This is a genomic window from Micromonospora sp. B11E3 (assembly GCF_039871625.1).
In the GTDB taxonomy this organism is placed as follows: Bacteria; Actinomycetota; Actinomycetes; order Mycobacteriales; family Micromonosporaceae; genus Micromonospora.
In genome coordinates this window covers 1-16,091 of record NZ_JBDPMC010000115.1, presented here as the reverse complement: position 1 = coordinate 16,091, position 16,091 = coordinate 1, and the positions used below count along the sequence as shown (strand labels likewise).

At 68.4% G+C, this 16,091-nt stretch carries 14 protein-coding genes and 1 pseudogene; 6 read left to right on the top strand and 9 right to left on the bottom strand.

What is annotated here, in order from left to right; all coding sequences use genetic code 11:
- Positions 1 to 32: 32 nt before the first annotated feature.
- From ABGB16_RS31265 to ABGB16_RS31255, 3 genes are all read right to left on the bottom strand, one after another.
- Positions 33 to 698 carry a DUF305 domain-containing protein gene (locus ABGB16_RS31265; protein ID WP_347671674.1) on the bottom strand — a complete coding sequence of 222 codons (666 nt, stop codon included), beginning with the start codon at positions 696 to 698 and terminating at the stop codon, positions 33 to 35.
- Positions 699 to 771: 73 nt separating this feature from the next.
- A complete protein-coding gene (locus tag ABGB16_RS31260; RefSeq protein ID WP_347671673.1) occupies positions 772 to 1,224 on the bottom strand; it encodes a DUF6153 family protein in 453 nt (150 codons plus the stop codon).
- Positions 1,225 to 1,301: 77 nt separating this feature from the next.
- On the bottom strand, positions 1,302 to 1,664 hold the full coding sequence (locus ABGB16_RS31255; protein WP_347671672.1) for a DUF2752 domain-containing protein: 363 nt from the start codon (positions 1,662 to 1,664) through the stop codon (positions 1,302 to 1,304).
- Between the two features lie 266 nt (positions 1,665 to 1,930).
- On the opposite strand from ABGB16_RS31255, the gene ABGB16_RS31250 reads away from it, so the two are divergent.
- Complete coding sequence (locus tag ABGB16_RS31250; protein ID WP_347671671.1) at positions 1,931 to 2,782, top strand: F510_1955 family glycosylhydrolase; 852 nt, start codon at positions 1,931 to 1,933, stop codon at positions 2,780 to 2,782.
- A 330-nt stretch (positions 2,783 to 3,112) separates the two neighbouring features.
- Here the strand turns inward: ABGB16_RS31250 and ABGB16_RS31245 are convergent, their stop codons facing one another.
- Together ABGB16_RS31245 and ABGB16_RS31240 are read right to left on the bottom strand one after the other, a co-directional pair.
- Positions 3,113 to 4,393: an MFS transporter gene (locus ABGB16_RS31245; RefSeq protein WP_347671670.1), complete on the bottom strand. Its 1,281-nt coding sequence runs from the start codon at positions 4,391 to 4,393 to the stop codon at positions 3,113 to 3,115.
- The gene (locus tag ABGB16_RS31240) at positions 4,390 to 5,505 is read right to left on the bottom strand and encodes a PLP-dependent cysteine synthase family protein (RefSeq protein WP_347671669.1); all 1,116 of its coding nucleotides are present in this window, start codon (positions 5,503 to 5,505) and stop codon (positions 4,390 to 4,392) included. Before ABGB16_RS31240 ends, ABGB16_RS31245 begins: the two co-directional genes overlap by 4 nt.
- Before the next feature lie 253 nt (positions 5,506 to 5,758).
- On the opposite strand from ABGB16_RS31240, the gene ABGB16_RS31235 reads away from it, so the two are divergent.
- From ABGB16_RS31235 to ABGB16_RS31225, 3 genes and pseudogenes are all read left to right on the top strand, one after another.
- A complete protein-coding gene (locus tag ABGB16_RS31235) occupies positions 5,759 to 5,905 on the top strand; it encodes a hypothetical protein (RefSeq protein ID WP_347671668.1) in 147 nt (48 codons plus the stop codon).
- Positions 5,906 to 6,544: 639 nt separating this feature from the next.
- Positions 6,545 to 6,916 (top strand): annotated as a pseudogene (locus ABGB16_RS31230) (DUF305 domain-containing protein).
- 169 nt (positions 6,917 to 7,085) lie between these two features.
- Positions 7,086 to 10,103 (top strand): glycosyl hydrolase family 65 protein, encoded by a 3,018-nt coding sequence (locus ABGB16_RS31225; protein WP_347671667.1) that lies wholly within the window; start codon positions 7,086 to 7,088, stop codon positions 10,101 to 10,103.
- A gap of 19 nt (positions 10,104 to 10,122) precedes the next feature.
- Here the strand turns inward: ABGB16_RS31225 and ABGB16_RS31220 are convergent, their stop codons facing one another.
- The 3 genes from ABGB16_RS31220 to ABGB16_RS31210 form a co-directional block, all read right to left on the bottom strand.
- A complete protein-coding gene (locus ABGB16_RS31220) occupies positions 10,123 to 10,473 on the bottom strand; it encodes a hypothetical protein (RefSeq protein ID WP_347671666.1) in 351 nt (116 codons plus the stop codon).
- 95 nt (positions 10,474 to 10,568) lie between these two features.
- Positions 10,569 to 11,576, bottom strand: a complete 1,008-nt coding sequence (locus ABGB16_RS31215) for a nitroreductase (protein WP_347671675.1) — start codon at positions 11,574 to 11,576, stop codon at positions 10,569 to 10,571.
- Positions 11,577 to 11,799: 223 nt separating this feature from the next.
- Entirely contained in the window at positions 11,800 to 12,237 is a 438-nt protein-coding gene (locus tag ABGB16_RS31210; protein ID WP_347671665.1) for a hypothetical protein, read from the bottom strand.
- A 750-nt stretch (positions 12,238 to 12,987) separates the two neighbouring features.
- On the opposite strand from ABGB16_RS31210, the gene ABGB16_RS31205 reads away from it, so the two are divergent.
- Positions 12,988 to 13,173 (top strand): hypothetical protein, encoded by a 186-nt coding sequence (locus ABGB16_RS31205; protein WP_347671664.1) that lies wholly within the window; start codon positions 12,988 to 12,990, stop codon positions 13,171 to 13,173.
- 11 nt (positions 13,174 to 13,184) lie between these two features.
- Complete coding sequence (locus ABGB16_RS31200) at positions 13,185 to 15,107, top strand: heavy metal translocating P-type ATPase (RefSeq protein ID WP_347671663.1); 1,923 nt, start codon at positions 13,185 to 13,187, stop codon at positions 15,105 to 15,107.
- Here the strand turns inward: ABGB16_RS31200 and ABGB16_RS31195 are convergent.
- Positions 15,088 to 15,693, bottom strand: coding sequence for a hypothetical protein (locus ABGB16_RS31195; protein WP_347671662.1), 606 nt, complete (start codon positions 15,691 to 15,693; stop codon positions 15,088 to 15,090). The genes ABGB16_RS31200 and ABGB16_RS31195 overlap by 20 nt on opposite strands.
- Between the last annotated feature and the right edge of the window lie 398 nt (positions 15,694 to 16,091).

Genomic DNA, 16,091 nt, shown 5'->3' with positions numbered 1-16,091 from the left:
CCCTCGGGGTCCGGCCGCCGCGCCGTCCAGCATTACAGGCGGTCGAGGATCTTCTGCAGGGTCTGCACCTCTGCGGCCTGGTCCGCTTCAATCTTCGTTGCGAGTGCCTTGGCCTCCGGGTTGGCACCGTTGGTCTGCTCGGTCCTGGCCATCTCGATGGCGCCGTTGTGGTGGGCGATCATCATCTGGGCAAACATCTTGTCGAACTCGGTGCCGGTGGCTGCCTTCAGGCCTGCCATCTCCTTGTCCGACATCATTCCTGGCATTCCGGGCCCCGGGGTGGACATGTCGTGGCCAGGGGCGGAGCTCATGCCGGGCATGCTGTGCCCGGCGGGAGCTTCGGTCGGCTTGCCCCACGCGGTCAGCCAGCCCTTCATGGTGGCGATCTCCGGATCCTGCGCCGCCTTGATCTTGGCGGCCAAGTCCTTGAGTTCAGGGTCGGTGGCCCGGTTGGCGGCGAGGTCGGCCATCTCTACCGCCTGCTGGTGGTGGGGGATCATCATCTGGGCGAACATGACGTCGGCGTCGTTGACCGTGGCGGCGGCCCCCGTCGAGGCCGATGCGCTGGCGGTGGGGCCGGCGTTGCCGTGGTCCATGCCGCTCATGTCGTCGTTGCTGCACGCAGCGGCACCGAGGAGTAGGACGGACAGGCTGGCGGTGGTCAGCAGGGCACGACGCGTTGCGGTAGTGCGTTTCATGGTGTCAGAAAGCCTTTCGGGTCAATGGCCTAACGGGAGTAAGGAGGCTTGGGGCTGTAACGGCCGGGGCTTCCTATATCCGCAGCACCGCGACCCGGCGGAGACGAAGGCCCGCTGACGGCGCAGGCGGCCCACGCCCACCCCGTCCGCCCGGGAAGAGCGCGCTGGCGCCGGGCGCCTGCCAGAGGCTGCCGGTTCCGCGCAGGGCCAGCCCGAGAACCAGGACGAACCCGCCGAGGACCGCCAGGCAGACCGAGAACAGGTTCAGGTCCAGGCCGCCACCTGAGGAGGGGGCACCGGCCGGGGACATGTGGTCGTGTGTGTTGTCCGGCCCCGCCATGGTGAACGCCAGCGTGGTCGACGCCGCACCGCTGGCAACGGACGGGTGCGCCGCAGCCGCGTGGTTGCCGGCGTCATGGCCGAGGGTGTGCATCCCGGCCACGCCGAACGCGAGCAGGACGAGCAGCGCCAACCGCGGCAGGCTGATCCGCCTCCCCCGACGTCGACGTACATGTGTCCTGTTCATGCCGGTCCAGGCTAATAGGCGGCATACGCGGCGACCAGCGATACGAGGTAGCCGAGCGGGGGGATGTCGGGCGGGGATCACGGGGTGAGGTTGGGGATGTCGAACCAGGCAAACGGCGCCCACGGCAGGTTGCGCAACACGGTGCTGTAGAGCAGGGGAACTGCCACGTACACCCCGTACGCCCACAGAGGTAGCCGCAGCGCGGGCAGTTCGCGTCCCAGCCAGGCCGAGACGACGAACCGCATACCGAGGTATGCCAGGAACGGCACGGCCACCAGCGCGGCCAAGTGATGGCGTGCGGCCTGGACGAGGTCGCCGTGCAATAGGTAGAAGAACATCCGGGTGCCACCGCAAGTGGGACCGTTGATTCCTGTCAGCATGTGCCACAGGCAGGGGCCGGTCGGGTCGGCAACCCGGTCGGTGGGATCGAACCGCAGCACAAAGGCAACCGCAGCGGCCAACGCAGCCGCCCCGGCGATCGATGACACTCGCCGCACCGCCCTACCGGGTGCCGCCACCACCTGCCGCACCGCTCCTCCTCGCCGTCTGCCCTACCGCTCCGGGCGTATAGCCGCCCCGTAGACGCTACTACTAAGGCGTAATAGTAGATGCTCTACCATCGGGGCGCGGCAAGCAGCCGTACTGGGTCGACGACACGACCCACGCGTATGAGGGGGTTGGTGTGGTCGGCGCAAGGCGCAACCGTATGACCTGGGTCGCTGCGGTGGTGGCTGTCGCGCTGCTCGGCGCGGCCGCAGCGCTCGCCGCCAACTGGCGCGAGAAGGGCGCCAGCACGCCGGCTTCCTCCCCCATGGAGGGCAGTGAGGCGTTCCGCCATGTGCACGGGCTCGGAGTTGATCCCGCCGACGGGGTGCTGTACGTAGCGACCCACCACGGGGTGTTCCGGGTCACCGATTCCGGCGCGGCCAGGGTCGGCGACCGGCGCCAGGACACCATGGGTTTCATCGTCATCGGCCCCAACGAATTCCTCGCCTCCGGCCACCCCGCCCCGGGGGAAGACGGCCCAGCACATCTGGGGCTGATGCACAGCGGTGACGCGGGCCGCTCGTGGCAGGTGCTGTCCCTAGGTGGGAAGGCCGACTTCCATCTCCTGCGTGTCTCCGGTGGCGTGGTGTACGGCCTCGACTCCACCAGCAGCGCGCTTATGGCGACCGTGGATCGGACCAGCTGGCAGACCCGCTCTCGCATTGCGGCCTACGATCTCGTGGTCGATCCCAACCAGCCAGACATCCTTCTGGCCGCAACCGAGCAGGGCATCAGCCGGTCCGACAACGGTGGCCGCACCTGGAGTCTCAACGGCGGACCGCGCCTGCTCCAGCTGTACTGGTCGCCGCGCGGGTTGCTCGCGGTGGTCGCTGACGGCACGCTGCTCCGATCCACCGACTCGGGCGCCAGTTGGACGCCCACCGGCGGCCGTGCTCCCGCTGCCCCGGCCGCGCTCGCGGTGCATGACGACGTGGTCTACCTCGCCACCGAGGACGGGCGGCTGCTGCGCAGCGGTGACGTAGGCCTGTCGTGGCAGCCGATGCAAACCTGACCACCGGCGTGACACCCCGTCCGGCCCGACCTTGCAACCGGACCGAACCAGGACCGCCCGGCTGCCAGCTTGCCGTCTGCGAGGTGAGCCGGACCCGGCGCGGCAGCTGCGCGTTGAGCACGACCACGATGGTGGGCGTCGACATCAGCACGGCACTCACCGCCGGACGGGGCGTTACCCCGGACCACGAGAGGAGCCTGGCGGCGAGCGGGGCGGCCAGGACGTTGCAGCCAGTAGCCCAGGCCACGATCCGAACCATCTTGCGGGCGACGCCCTGACAGCCCAGTACCGGTTCGCGCCAGTGGCCTGCCGCGAACCGGTACCCCGAAGTCAGGCGGCGACAGCCGCCGCTCGTTCCGCAGGGACCGCAGGCCCGAACAAGCCGCGCCTGCCCAACCATAGAATTGCCGTGCCGCAGGCAGCGCCAAATGCCGCGAGCGCTAGCCAAAGCACAATGGGCATCTGGGCGGATTGCGCCCAGTCGACTGCGCCGCCAGCGAGCAGGTTACCGATGGCGACAGCGACACCGGAGACGGTGCTGTAGACCCCGTAGTGCGTGGCGATCCTGCCCTCGCCGGCCAATGTGACCACCATGTCCATCTCGAACGGGTACGCCACCATCGTCGCAACGGCGATGATCGCCCCGGCCAGAACGGCCGACGCGACGACGAGCGTGGGCGGCCCGGTACTCGCCGCAGCTACGGGCAGGAACGCCGCGCCCAGCAGCGCGACTCCCCAGGTGAGTGAGCTTTGTGGTGACCAGCGTCGCCTGCACCAGGCGGTGACCCGGATCTGCGCGAGGACGGAGAGCAGACCCGAGGCCGCGAACATGGCCGCGACGGCGAGCTTCTCCACTGCCGGGCTGGGAGCGTTCGCTTCGATGGCTAGGGGCAGCGTGAGATAGACCTGAAACGACAGTACGTAGGAGCCGGCCATCGCTGCGGTGAACAGCAGGAACGGCCGGTTGTGCAGCACCTGCCACCAGGAAGACAGCATCCCGGTGAGCAACCCAGCGCCGTCTGGCTCGCCCCTTTGCCCACCGCGGGCAGGTAGGGCGCGAGCCTGTGCGACGGTCAGGACCGCGAACACGGTGGCGGCAACGAGGCATGTCAGGCGAAAATCAGCCGCTGTCAGCGCGAGCCCGACCAACGGCCCGACCAGGATGCCGGCCTGGTAGAAGACGTTGAACATGGCGAACGCTTCCACCCGCCGCTCGCCGGCGTCCTCAGCCAGGTAGGCGCGCACGGCCGGGTTGAACAGCGCCCCGGCCAGCCCAGTGGCTGCCGCCGCGACGACGAGGACGGCCACGGAATCGACCAGCCCGAGAAGGGCAAAGCCGACAGTACGCAAGGCGCAGCCAGCAATGATCAACGGCTTGTACCCGAACCGATCGGCGAGGCTCCCGCCGACGGCGAACATGCCCTGCTGGCTGAAATTGCGTACGCCAAGGACGAGACCCACGATCCAACCGGCGAGCAGCAGCTGTGCCGACAGGTAGTTCGCGAGGTACGGCATCAGCATGTAGAAGCCGAGGTTGATGCCGAACTGGTTGATCACGAGCAGGCGTACCGGCCGGTCGAAGGAGCCGAATTGCCCGAGAATGCCCCTCATTGCCGATCTCCCTGCCCGGGGTCGACGATGTGGGTGCAGCGCGTCCACCGGTGGACCTCGTGGCTGGTCGGTGCGCAGATGCTGTTCGGTTCAGCGGCCGGTACGGTGCCAAGCAGGTCGTGCTGTCGGCAGTAGTCGTCATTGAAAACGGTGTCCCAGTAACGTTGCGGTCCGTCTGGGAAGACGGCCACGATACGGGTGTCAGAAGGCAACGTACGCGCCAGCCAGGCGGCGACGAGGGTGACGGCGCCAACGCTCCAACCGCCGCTGACGTAGCCGTGCGCGGCGAGCTTCCTGGATGCCCACACGGCCTCGGCAGGTGCTACCCAGTGGACCTCGCTGAACCAGCCGTATTGGACGTTGCGGGGATAGATGCTGCTGCCCAGTCCTCTCATCAGCCGGTGACGCGCTGGCTGGCCGAAGATCGTTGAGCCGATGGTGTCGACCCCGACAAGCCGGGCGTGTGGAAAGTACCGGCGTATGGGCGCGAACGTACCGGCGGAGTGACCACCCGTACCGACGCTGCACACCAGGACGTCGATGCGCCCCAGCTGTGCGATGAGCTCCAGGCCGAGCCCCTCGTAAGCGGGCAAGGTGTCCGGGTTGTTGTACTGGTCCGGGCACCATGAACCGGGGGTTGCGGCCAGGATCTCGCCTACGCGCTCCCGTCTGGCCTGCTGCCACCCGCCCTGTAGGTGTGGGCGGTCGACGACGCTTATCGTGGCCCCCGAGGCGGTCAGCAACCGTTGCATGATCGGTTCAAGGCCGGGATCGGTCACCAGCGTGAGCGGATGCTTGTACGCGCTGGCTGCCAGCGCGAGTCCCAAGCCGAAGGTTCCACTGGTCGATTCGACAATCATGGCTCCGGGGCTAAGATCACCTCGATTGCGCGCCTGCCCCACAAGGTGCAGTGCGCTGCGGTCCTTGATGCCTCCGGGATTGAACGCCTCCAGTTTTGCCCAGAAGCCGCGGGCGGCAGAGGTGAACGGTTGGCCGATCCACAAGATCGGCGTGTTTCCTATCAAACCCGCAGGTGTGTGATGGGCGCCGGTCGGGTGCCCGAGGAGTTGCGCCGGACCGGGAAGTGGACGTGCGGCGATAACGGCTTGCATGGTGTGTGACCTTTCGCGTGAATGACTGATCAATGACATGAAGATGCCTTGATCGTCAGTTCCGCGCCACGCATTTCATCAAGAGACGCTGCCGGCCAGCTTCAGCTATCTGAGGTGTGCGGCATTCCGGGACGCGAGTGAGCATTGCCTGGTTGTTTGACAGTGGGAGGGCGTGTGCGTCCGCGAGTTTGACGTGCGAACCCGGTGCATTCCGGCGCTGCGTGGGCGCGGCCCGGCCGCATTGGATCGAGAGATGATGGTGCTGCTCCGAATGCTGGTACCCGGCGAACTGGGCCGCAAGATGCGCTCGACTCACACTGCTTCGATGGTGCCCAGTATGACTGTGATCGATGCAGAGCAATATGCACATTATGGTAAAGAGGAGGGCGAATGTGGATGAGTGACGCGTAAGCCTACTTAACCGTCCGTTTAGCACCTGTCGCAGGATAGTGGACCTACCGATGCAGAACAAGACGTTAGGTAGCAGCATGCTTACTATGAGTGAAACTCGCGATGCATCGCCAAGACCGATGCTGCCGGGATGGTCGGCCCGGGCGTGCCCAGGGCCGGAGGGGCGGGCGACTGCCGGGAGCTAGCTGTGCGTCCACTCCGCCGGACCCCGGCACCTCCCCCGCAGGGTGCGGGGAGCGGAAGCCCCGCGGATGGGCGCAGCTCACCACCGGCTCTCCATGCTGAGCGCTGCCAGGGACCCCGTCCGACGAGGGGCCAGCGCTCTGGAGGAGCGTTAGGACGAGTCGCGCGGGGGTAGAACGGGGCGGGTCCGTTTCTGAACGGAATGTCTTTAGCGCGTTCATCCACCGCAAGACGCCCGCCGGAGTGCGAACCGTCGGGGTAAGACGGGGGTAAGAAGTGACACAAAGGCGGACTACGGTCGTGGTTGCGGTGTCGGCAGGAATAGTCCTGCTTGCACTCGCCGTCTTCGTCGGGGGAACCTATACGGATAGGAAGAGCTGTGGCCGCCCTGACGAGCAGCCCTGGAACACCGGCGCCTTCAGGGACGACTTCCCACATTTCTGCCATGTTCGCCGCCATGATGGTGCCCCACCGCCAGGAGGGAATCGAATTGGCACAGATGGCTCTTAACAAGTCAACAACACCCGGAGTGAAGGAACTGGCACAGCGCTCACTGCAAAGTCAATAGACCGAACTGCCGGAGCTGCAGTCCATCGCGCAGAGCGGCAACATGAGCCAGCAGCTGCCCGAGGAACCCCTCAGCAGGTTCAACGAGCAGGAGATGACCGAATTGAAGCAGTTGTCAGGTCGAGAATTCGACCTGAAGTGGTTGGACATCTTCAGCGGTCATCACATGTCCGCCATCATGATGGCCGACATGGATGGAGCTGGCCTCAAACGGAGGCGCGGCGGCGCAGCTGGCTCAGAAGATCCATGACGAACAGCTGCAGGATGTCTCTGACATGAATGACCTACGGGATCAACTTAGGTAGGCGCTCTGCGGGCGGAGCATCCCGCCCGAAGGCTGCACCATGTTCGGTATGACTCGTTTCATGGGACTTTGAGGTCATGACTCTGCTGCCTGCTCTACCGGCGACGGCCACCTGATGGCCGGCCGCAACACCGGTCAAGCCCGACCGGCGGAGGTCCGCCTGCCCGTCGAACGGCTCGACGCGGTCGTGTTCGAGTTCGGCGTCGTGCTGCGAGACGGCCCCCCGTCCCGGGCGGGTCGCGACCGCGTTGACGCCGTAACCGCGTTCTCCGACGCGGCGGGCTTGATCGAACGGCTTCGGGAGTTGGGCCTGTCCACGGCGGTGACCTCCAGCCGGTGCGGCCGTGAGCGGTTGGCGAAGGTCGGGCTGGACACGCTGTTCAGCGTGGTCGTCGATGAGGACGGCGCAGAGGCGGAAGGGCCGGTCCGGTCGGATCCGGCGGTGCTGCTGCGCGCGGCGGGCCTGCTGGGTGTGCATCCCGGGCGGGCTGCGGTGGTGCACTGCTCCGTGGCCGGCGTGCAGGCGGGCTGCCGGGGTGGGTTCGGGCTGGTCGTCGGCGTGGACCGGCGCGGCGGACGTGAGGCCGACTTACGTGCGTCTGGCGCCGACGTGGTAGTCGCCGGGTTGGACCGTATCACCGTCGATCGGGACGCCATGGGCTGTCGGTGGTGGCAGTCCCCGCAGACCGTGTCGGGTGCCGAGCATGCGGGTTGGCTGCTGGACTACATCGGCGTCGATCCGGACGCTGAAGGGGTTCGGGAAACCCTCTGCACCGTCGGCAACGGCTACCTGGCCAGCCGGGGTGCCGCGCCGGAGACCAGCGCTGGCCCGGCGCGCTATCCCGGCACCTACGTCGCCGGGCTGTTCAACCGGCTTGTCAGCCGGATCCACGGCCACACGCATGAGGACGAGAGCCTGGTCAACCTGCCGAACTGGCTGGTGCTGCGGTGGCGCGGCGAGGGGGACCGGTGGGTGGTGCCCGAGGGGCCGGGGATCACCGACTACCGGCAGAGTCTGGACCTGCGCGCCGGCGTGTTGCACCGCCGCTACCGCCACGTCGATGGCCGGGGCCGGGCGACGACCGTCGTGTCGAGGATGTTGGTGTCGATGGCCGCACCGCACCTGGCCGCGCTGGAGACGACCTTCGTGGCCGAGAACTGGTCGGGGACCCTGCGCGTTCGCTCGGCGATCGATGGGCGGGTCGCCAACACGCAGGTCGCCCAGTACGCGCCCCTCGCCCGGGCGCATCTGCACGCCGACGGGCAGGGCCGCGACAGCCAGGCCGGGCTGTGGCTGCGCACCCGGACCAGCCAGTCGCGGGTAGAGGTCGGCGTGGCGACCCGGACGCAGGTGTTCGTGGCCGGCGTGCTGGCCGCCGCCCGACGCCGTGTCACGATGGCCGTCTCCCGGCCGGAGGAGACGTACGACATCCCCATCCACGAGGGCCAACCGGTGCGGGTGCAGAAGGTCGCCGCCTACTACACCTCCCGCGACCGTGCTGTCGCCGAACCGGTAGCGGCGGCCCGACAGGCGGTGGCGCAGGCCGGCGGGTTCGCCGACCTGCTCACCGACCAGGTGACCGCGTGGCGGCGGCTGTGGGAACGCAGTCACATCGAGATGCAGACCGACGGCCCAGCGCCGGTGCTGGAGCTGAACGTGCACACCTTCCACCTGCTCGCCACGACCTCGCCGAACGTGGTCGATCTCGACGTGGGAGTCGGGGCGCGTGGCCTGCACGGAGAGGGCTACCGGGGGCACGTCTTCTGGGACGAGGTATTCGCGCACCGCGTCCTCGTGCTGCACCTGCCCGAGGCCAGCCGCGCGCTGCTGCTCTACCGGTGGCGGCGGCTCGACGCCGCGCGGCGCGCCGCGGCGGCCGTCGGATGCCGCGGGGTGATGTTCCCGTGGGAGTCCGGCAGCGACGGCCGGGAGGAGACGCCGAGCGAGGTGTTCGACCCGCGTTCCGGTCGGTGGATGCCGGACCACACCGCCCTCCAGAGGCACGTCGGGCTCGCGATCGGCTATTCCGTGTGGCAGTACTACCAGGCCACCGGGGACCTGGGCTTCCTGCGCACCTACGGCGCGGAGATGATGCTGGAGGTCGCCCGCTTCTTCGCCGACCTCGCTCAGGAGAACCGGACGACCGGCCGGTACGAGATCACAGGGGTGATGGGCCCGGACGAGTTCCACGACGGCTACCCCGACCGCAACGTGCCCGGCCTGGCCAACAACGCCTACACCAACGTGATGACGGTGTGGCTGCTGCGCCGCGCTCTCGAAGCCGTCGATCTGCTCGCCTGCCACCACCGTTCGGACCTGGCCGACGCGCTGGGCATAGGCGAGGACGAACTGGCCCGCTGGCGGGACATCACCACCCGCATGTACGTGCCGTGGCACGGCCAGCAGATCATCAGCCAGTTCGACGGATACGCCGACCTGGACGAGTTCGACCTGCCCGGCTACGCCGCGCGGTACGGCAACATCAGCCGCCTCGACCGAATCCTCGCCGACGAGGGCGACTCACCCAACCGATACCAACTCGGCAAGCAGGCTGACGTGCTCATGCTGCTCTACCTGCTGTCCGCCGAAGAGTTACGCGACCTCCTCGCCGGACTCGGCTACCCGTGGCCGCCGCAGGCATTGCCCCGCACCGTCGACTACTACGTCAACCGGGTCAGTCACGGGTCGACCCTCAGTCGGGTGGTCCACGCCTGGGTGCAGGCCCGCACCGACCGGCTCGCCTCCTGGAACTTCCTCACCGAGGCGTTGTCCGCCGACATCTGCGACACCCAGGGCGGCACCACCCGGGAAGGGATTCATCTCGGCGCCATGGCCGGCACCCTCGACCTGATCGAACGTTGCTACCTCGGGCTGGAATCCCGCGAAGACGCGCTATGGGTCAACCCGCGGCTACCGCAGCAGATCACCAAACTGCACACCCTGCTCACCTACCGCGGCCACCAACTACATGTCACCGCCACCCAGCACGACGTCGCCCTCATCGCCTCACCATGCAACGTCGCGCCGGTCACCGTGCACGTCGCCGGTCAACCCCCGACGACGATCCGCAGCGGTCAGACCGTGACCGTCCCCCTGAAACCCGCACCCGAGATCGAGAGGGCATCGGGGTGAGGGGCGGTGGCCGGTGGCGTCACCGGAGGTTCTCCAGCCGGTGCGTGTACTCCTCGGTGTCCAGTTCGCCACGGGCGTACCGGTCGGCCAGGATCCGCCGCGCGGTGCTGTTGCCGTCCTCACGCGCCGAATGGGGCCTGGCGAAGCGGACCACCAGCCACACCACCAGCACGACAATGCCCAGCCAAAACAGCATCATCGCGGCCCACATCGGCCACATCCATCCGTCGTAACCATGCATCAGATGTCGTTCCCCTCCGGTCGCCCAGAGCGCGGCGCGACGCCGGTAACCGTCACGAACCGACCTGGCCCCGGACCCGTGAATCCCCGTGCACGACGTATTCCCGCAGCCGTCGATGTCGAACGTCACCCAACCGTGAACCGTTTGTTGATCACGAGGCCGGTCGGCGTTGACACGCCAGCGTCAGCCGGTGACGTACGGCTGGAACGTCATCAAGCCCGTCATCACCGCATCTTGCCGCCGCTCACCGGGCTTGTGTCTAGGACCTGTTCGGCCGGCAGCCGCGGGGTACGCCCGGAGGGCTCCGGATGCGCGGGGTCGGCTATCCCTAAGCGAAGCACCAGGTAGGGATAGCCGAGCCCGGCGAGGACCCGCCGCAGGGTTTGCCGGGTGGCGAGCACCTCGACCACCCCGCTGAGCGGCACCATCGACACGCCAAGATCGGTGGCGGTCAGCCACGCGGCAGACAGCGCCTCGCCCGCGCGCAGCCGGCTTTCGGGTTCGTCATCGTCACCGAACAGCAGCGCGTAGACCGCGCCTCGATCGTGCCCAGGACCGATCGGCAGTGTGCCCGCACGACCGAAGTCCCGGGCGGGCACCGTGGTCTGCGCAGCGCGCTCCGGCAGGACCTCGGCTGGCAACCCCGCGCCCCTTACCGCCGCCCGGCTGGTCCAATACTGGAGCTCATCGCGCAACTGCGGATCTTCCGCCTCCACCGCGGCCGCCGTCACTGCCGCAGCGGCGAGCTCCAGCACCTGGTCGTCCGTGAGTACCTGCAACCGTGCACGCTCCGCCGTGGCGGCCGCCACGATCGCGTCCACCGCCCCGGCCGGCGCCTCCTCGTCCCTGACCGGACGACGGTCCGTACGCCGTTGCGGGACACACCGAACCAGCCGTACAGCGTCAGCGGATGCCGGACCCTGATCGGTCACGATCAGGTTGGCGAGCAGGTCAGGGCGAGCAGAATCAGGCAGGCGTTCGACCCGCACCGACCAGCCCTCGGCGGCAAGCGCCACGCGCGCATGGTGCAGGGCCGCGCCGCAGCTCACGGCCAGCAGCCGCCGATCAGGGTCGGCGCCGCTGAGCTGCCGCTCCCTGACAGCGAAAAGCTCGAGCCGATCAGGCCTGACCCGCCAGCGCCATGGTTGCGTGTTGTGCACCGACGGCGCACGCCGCGCGGTCTCGCCAGCTCGCATGAGCGCATTCGTCAATGACCGGCCTTCTGCCGACATCCCCTCCGCCACGACGTGCCCCTCCCGTCGTCCCCCATCGTGCCGGACCCCCACGGGGATCCGGGCGCCTCTTGCCCACTCCACCCCTTCAGCAACCACCGACGGCGTCACCGCCGGCGATTCCTCGCGCTCGCTCAACCCCGAACTCGACAGCGTTGCCGGACGGGCGCAGTCGATCCGATGCCAGCGCTCTACCAGGCACCGACACGCTGAACAGTCCCGGCTATCCGACCCTTCCCGAGGTCACGCCGGACCGCGTGCGCTCGGAGCGATGCTGGTAGACGAGGTAGGTGAGCGCCGCTGGGAGCATGAAATTGGGTGCTCGTTCGACAACGTCCCACAGCTCTGGCATGAGCTCGCCCTCCGCGGTAACCCTGGCCGCCGCAGTCACGAAGCCCCACAGCGCCGCCCATGCGTAGACGACGAGCGCCAACCGGCTGTACGCCAACCCATAGAGACGGCCCTTGCCCTGGATGTCGCCGATCAGCAAGAGGAGGATGAAGATGCTGATCGTGATGTCGAGCCAGCCGATGCCCGTCAGCCAGGCGGTGGCGGTGCCGGTGGGTACGGTTACACCGAACACGTGGTCGAACGAGCCGGTGATCAGCTCGATGAACGTGTCCTGGCCCAAGATGGCCCACATACCGTGTCCGAGGAACATGCCGATGGCGCCTACTGCCAGGAGTGCATAGATGGCCCGGTTCCCCCGCATGCCGTGGCATGCCCCTGTTCGGCGGATCTGAAACCTATTCATGCGGTCGTGCGACGACTGGCCGAGGCTCTCGCCAACGACGGCTGCTGTACGGGAAGAGGACGCTGATCGACCGGCTACGCACCCACGGCCCGATCGGGTGCGGTTGGTGACCACCAACGAATAACGCCGGACGTCGGCGCCTCGCAGTCAGGTATCCCGACGTTCCGTACCGCAAGGCCGCCAGCGTCCCAAGCGATCCTCGGCGAAGTTCGATCTGCCTAAAAGTGGCCTGTGAAGAGCCCGCTACCATAAGCATACGCCTGGGCCGGTCCGGAGCGCGTTCACCGCGATCGATGCCACGAAGCCGACCGCCAGGACGCTCAGCAGCGGCTTGAGGAGGCTGGCGGAGCCCGGCCGAGTGGTCCTCGCAGCCCGTCGCCGTGCTGTCGGTGCCGTGACGCCGCACCGGCCCGGCCCCGCCGACACCTTCGCCTGCCGGCGTTTGCTGGTATCGCTGTCGCTCATCACGTCGACCGCGCACGGATTAACCAAACCATTCGACCCGCATACCCGGAATCGTCGCCAACTGCCGCCAACCACCGTCACATTGCCTCCCGTTCGGTGACACTGTGTCCGGGAGGCGATGACTTATGGGTCATGGCGACGAGTGCAAGCCGTCCCCGGAGAGGGCTGGTCACGGCCCCCAGACGCCGGCTGGTGACACCCGTCGCGCAGCAGCGGGTGGACATGGCGGCGGCGTTCACGCTGGCGGTCCCCGCCGGGCGCACGGTGCTGGACACGCCGGCCATGGCGATCATGCTGGTCCACGGCCTCGGCACGAAAAGCACGCCGGTCACGACCCGGAGGCGTTCCGCCGAAAGTTCTGGATCTGCCTGGTCCTGACGATCCCGATCGTGCTCACCAGCCGGCTGGTGATGAACGCGCTCGGCTACTCGCTGGACGTTCCCGGTGTCTCGTGGGTCGGGCCGATGCTGGGCTCGGTCGTGTTCTTCTACGGTGGCTGGCCGTTCCTGGTTGGTGCGGTACGGGAGGCCCGCGACCGGGCGCCGGGAATGATGCTCCTGATCGGCCTGGCGATCACCGTGGCCTACCTCGCCTCGGCCGCCACCAGCCTGGGCGTGTTCGACGTGGACTTCTGGTGGGAGATGTCCGCGCTGGTCACCATCATGCTGCTCGGCCACTGGCAGGAGATGAAAGCCATCGGCCAGGCCCGCGGCGCGCTCGCCGCACTGGCCGAACTGCTGCCCGACGAGGCCGAACGCGTCAGCGCCGACGGCGGGGTGCAGCGGGTGAAGGTGTCCGACCTGCAGGTCAGTGATGTGGTGCTGGTCCGCCCCGGCGCGCGGGTGCCCTCCGACGGGCACGTCGTCGACGGCAGCGCCGACGTCGACGAGTCGATGATCACCGGGGAGTCCCGCCCGGTGCCGCGCGGGGTCGGGGCCCGGGTTGTCGCAGGTTCGGTGGCCACCGACTCCGCGATCCGGGTCCAGATTGACGCGGTCGGGGATGACACGGCCCTGGCCGGCATCCAACGTCTGGTCGCGGAGGCGCAGGCGGCCGGCGGGCGTGCCCAGGACCTGGCCGACCGGTTCGCCGCACTGCTGTTCTACGTCGCCACCGCCGTCGCCGTGCTCAGCCTCGCCGTCTGGGTGGCTATCGGTAACGTCGGCGAGGGAGTGATCCGTACCATCACCGTGCTGGTGATCTCCTGCCCGCACGCGCTCGGCCTGGCGATCCCGCTGGTCATCGCGCTGTCCACCGGGCTGGCCGCCAACAACGGCATCCTGGTCAAGAACCGGCTCGCGCTGGAGCGGATGCGCGACATCGATGTCGTCCTGTTCGATAAGACCGGCACTCTGACCAAGGGCGAACACACCGTCACCGCGGTCTCCGGCACCGGCGGGACCAACGAGGACGACGTGTTGCGGCTGGCCGCCGGTGTCGAGGCCGAGAGCGAGCATCCCCTCGCCCGCGCCATCGTCAAAGCGGTGAAGGGGCGCGGACAGCCGGCGGCCGCTACGCAGTTCCAGTCGCTGCCCGGCCGGGGGGTGCAGGCCAACATCGACGGCATCCGGTACGGGGTCGGTGGTCCCGCCCTGCTACGCGAACAGCAGATCCAGGTGCCCGACCATCTCGCCGCGGCGGCCGAGAACTGGTCTGGGCGAGGTGCCTCGGTGCTGCATCTGGTCAAGCTGGACGGGGTGCCGCAGGTGCTCGGCGCGATCGCACTTGAGGACGAGGCGCGCCCCGAGGCGCGGGAGGCCATTGAGCAGCTACGCGAACTGGGCGTGGAGAAGATCGCCATGATCACTGGAGACGCGCGGCCGGTCGCGGCGGCCATTGCCGCCGACCTGGGGTTCCGCCCCGGCGTCGACGAGGTCTTCGCCGAGGTGCTGCCCGCCGACAAGGATGACAAGGTCAGCGAACTGCAGTCCCGTGGCCTGACCGTGGCGATGGTCGGTGACGGGGTCAACGACGCCCCCGCCCTGGCCCGCGCCGACGTTGGTATCGCCATCGGCGCCGGCACCGACGTGGCGATCGAGTCCGCCGGCGTGATCCTCGCCTCCTCCGACCCACGCGGCGTCGCCAGCAGCATGCGCCTGTCCAAAGCGTCGTACCAGAAGATGATCCAGAACCTGGTCTGGGCCGCCGGCTACAACGTCATCGCCATCCCCGTGGCCGCGGGCGCCTTCGCCTGGGCCGGTTTCGCGCTCAGCCCGGCAGCCGCCGCCGTGCTCATGTCCGCCTCCACCATCATCGTCGCCCTCAACGCCCAGACCCTGCGTCGTGTGCAGCTCACCCCTGAGGAGCGGTGACCACGTCTATCGCGCCTGTGGCGGCCGGTACGGTTGTCCGCCGGTAGGCGACTGCGACAATGATCAGGAGCGCTACGAGCCAGCCGATGGCGATGAGCAGTGGCGTGAGTTCGTCGAAGCCGCGGGTGAGCGCGGCGTCGAGCAGGACGCGGGAGCTGCCGTATCCGGGGAGCAGGTTCGCCAAGGTTGCCGGTTCGGGGTGCAGCATCGGGCTCTGGACGATGCCGATGTCGAGGAACGGCAACAGGAACGCCATGAACACCCCGCCGACGTGGTCGAAGATAGGCGCCAGCAGGGCGCCGATCAGGCCGTAGGTGAGGGCGATGAGCGCGTTGGCGGCGGCGTACGTCGGCCAGCGGGTGGCGTTGAAGAATGACGCGGTGGTGGCCAGCGACACGGCCGTGGCGAGCAGCGCCGCCAGGGCGAGTACGCCGAGCCGAGCGGCCAGCAGCGCACCGGGGCGCAGGCCGGCGAGCGCGGCACGGCGGTCGCCGTCGCGGGCGTCGAGAACGGCGAACAGGCCGACCAGCGCGGCCAGTGAGGCGATGGCGATGGGTGCCATCGTCGCCGCGTGCACGTCGGGCATGGAAAGGTCCGGGCAAGGCTGCGTCCGTGCTCGCGGACGGTGAGGGTGAAGGGCCTGGCCGGGGTGACGGCGTCGGCCGACAGGATGAATATCACCGGTACAGCGACGAACAAGGCCCACAGGACGCCGTTGCGCCGGGCATCGCGCCATGCTCCTCGGGTGGCGGCCACCAGCTGGGCGGGGGTGCCACCGGGCCGCGACCGCGCCCACGACGCGTGGCCGCGCCGGTGCGCGCCACCGCCAGTGCCCATGCCGCGACGACCGCTGAAACCGTATCTACGCCAACCACGGCGCGATGACGCCCGGGGTCACGCAGGAGACCGTGGACGGCATGTCCCAGGCGAAGATCGGTCGCATCATCGCGGCGATGCGTCACGAGCGCTACCGGTTCGCCCCCG